Genomic DNA, 660 nt, shown 5'->3' with positions numbered 1-660 from the left:
ATAATGAAACTGCCGCTGGCCATCATCAACGACGGCTATCTGCAGCACATGCGGGTCGGCGCCGATTCCGGCATCGGCGCCGGCTACATGGCGCGCGCCGATGCAACCGTGGTCGGCATGATCGGCGCCGGCGGCATGGCCACCGTCTACCTGGCCGAAGACCTCAAGCACCACCGCAAGGTGGCGGTGAAAGTATTACGTCCCGAGTTGGCGGCCGTGCTCGGCGCGGAGCGGTTCGTGCAGGAGATCGAGACCACCGCCAATCTCCAACACCCGCACATCCTGCCGCTGTTCGATTCGGGCGAGGCCGACGGATTCCTTTACTATGTGATGCCGTTCATCGACGGCGAGACGCTGCGGGACAAGCTCAACCGCGAGACGCAACTCGGCATCGACGAGGCGGTGGGCATCACCACCGCCATCGCGGACGCCCTCGACTACGCCCATCGCAACAACGTCATCCATCGCGACATCAAGCCCGAGAACATCCTGCTCCATGACGGCCGGCCGATGGTGGCGGACTTCGGCATCGCGTTGGCGGTGAGCGCGGCGGCGGGTGGGCGGATGACCGAAACCGGCATGTCGCTCGGCACGCCGCACTACATGAGTCCCGAGCAGGCGACAGCGGAGAAGGATCTCACCAACCGCTCGGACATCTAC

Annotated in this window: 1 protein-coding gene; it reads left to right on the top strand. The window is 64.8% G+C overall.

Translation table 11 applies throughout. The annotated features are described in order from the left end of the window. Positions 1–660: serine/threonine-protein kinase (locus V3W49_RS22745; protein WP_500148217.1), on the top strand; the 660-nt coding region annotated here is incomplete at both ends.

The organism is Rosenbergiella sp. YN46 (assembly GCF_036620675.1).
Taxonomy (GTDB): domain Bacteria; phylum Pseudomonadota; class Gammaproteobacteria; order Enterobacterales; family Enterobacteriaceae; genus Jejubacter.
Note: the sequence above shows the minus strand (reverse complement) of the source record. Positions and strands in the feature narration are given on the sequence as shown.